The following is a 1,381-nucleotide window of genomic DNA, read 5'->3' on the forward strand; positions in this document are numbered from 1 at the left end:
TCCAGGCAACGCGGTGCAACAGGATCAGCGCGGTGATGCCATCGCGGGCAAGCCTCGCTCCTACAGGATCGGGGCGCGGATAATCAGGCGTGCGGAAAATTGACCCTCGGGTTTACAATCGCCTTTCCTGATCAGGAGTAAGGCTGTGCTGACTCATCTCGATTCCCAAGGTCGCGCCAATATGGTCGACGTCACCGACAAAGCCGTGACGTCCCGCGAAGCCACGGCCGAAGCCCGGGTGCGCATGCTCCCGCAAACCCTGCAAATGATCGTCAGCGGCGGTCACCCCAAGGGTGATGTGTTCGCCGTGGCGCGCATCGCCGGCATCCAGGCGGCGAAAAAGACCAGCGATCTGATCCCCCTGTGCCATCCGCTGATGCTCACCAGCGTCAAGGTCGAGCTCAGCGCCGAAGGCGAGGACAGCGTGCGCATCGTTGCCCGCTGCAAGCTGGCCGGGCAGACCGGGGTGGAAATGGAAGCCCTGACCGCCGCCAGTGTCGCCGCACTGACCATCTACGACATGTGCAAGGCCGTGGACCGCGGCATGACCATCGAAGGCGTGCGCCTGCTGGAGAAACTGGGCGGCAAGAGCGGCCATTACCAGGCGGACGAGCAATGAACCTGACCGTGAAGTTTTTCGCCCGCTACCGCGAGGCGCTGGGCGTGGATTCGCTGCGGGTCGCCGGCGATTTCGCCACGGTCGACGATGTGCGCGTGCTGTTGGCCCAGCGTGAGGGCGCCGAGGTGCTCAGCGAACAGAACCTGATGTGCGCCCGCAACGAAGACCTCTGCCAGCTCGACGAGCCGGTGAGCGACGGCGACGAAGTGGCGTTTTTTCCTACCGTGACCGGGGGCTGACATGGCGATTCGCGTGCAATCGGGCGCCTTCGATCCGGGGGCGGAAGTCAACGCAATGCATGCGGCGAATGTCGGCGTCGGCGCGGTGGTGAGCTTTGTCGGTTACGTGCGGGATTTCAACGACGGCCTGGACGTGGCGGGGATGTTTCTCGAGCATTACCCGGGCATGACCGAGAAGGCCCTGGGCAAGATCGCCGCCGAGGCCGAACAGCGCTGGCCGCTGCTCAAGCTGGAAGTGCTGCATCGCATCGGTGCGCTGGAGCCGGGCGAGCCGATCGTCTTCGTCGGCGCCGCCAGCGCCCACCGCCAGGCGGCATTCGATGCCTGTGCCTTTGTCATGGACTACCTGAAGACCCGCGCGCCGTTCTGGAAGAAGGAAACCACCGCCGATGGCCCGCGCTGGGTGGAAGGCCGTGACAGCGATCATGCGGCGGCGGATCGCTGGAAAGAGTGATGGCCTGATCCCTCTGTATTGACCGCAAGTCCGCCATCGCGGGCAAGCCTCGCTCCTACGATCAACACC

General features: G+C 64.6%; 3 protein-coding genes. All 3 read left to right on the forward strand.

Annotated features, from left to right (window positions below):
* Positions 1-145: 145 nt before the first annotated feature.
* From moaC to moaE, 3 genes are read left to right on the forward strand one after another with little or no spacing between them, the layout of a single operon-like run.
* Positions 146-619 carry a cyclic pyranopterin monophosphate synthase MoaC gene (gene moaC / locus PVZ78_RS07755; RefSeq protein ID WP_009047097.1) on the forward strand — a complete coding sequence of 158 codons (474 nt, stop codon included), beginning with the start codon at positions 146-148 and terminating at the stop codon, positions 617-619.
* Complete coding sequence (locus tag PVZ78_RS07760) at positions 616-858, forward strand: MoaD/ThiS family protein (RefSeq protein WP_253362762.1); 243 nt, start codon at positions 616-618, stop codon at positions 856-858. The genes moaC and PVZ78_RS07760 overlap by 4 nt, the downstream gene beginning before the upstream one ends.
* A 1-nt stretch (position 859) precedes the next feature.
* On the forward strand, positions 860-1,312 hold the full coding sequence (gene moaE / locus PVZ78_RS07765; RefSeq protein WP_007932098.1) for a molybdopterin synthase catalytic subunit MoaE: 453 nt from the start codon (positions 860-862) through the stop codon (positions 1,310-1,312).
* Positions 1,313-1,381: the final 69 nt, after the last annotated feature.

This window comes from Pseudomonas sp. SBT1-2, assembly GCF_028640875.1.
In the GTDB taxonomy this organism is placed as follows: Bacteria; Pseudomonadota; Gammaproteobacteria; order Pseudomonadales; family Pseudomonadaceae; genus Aquipseudomonas; species Aquipseudomonas chlororaphis_I.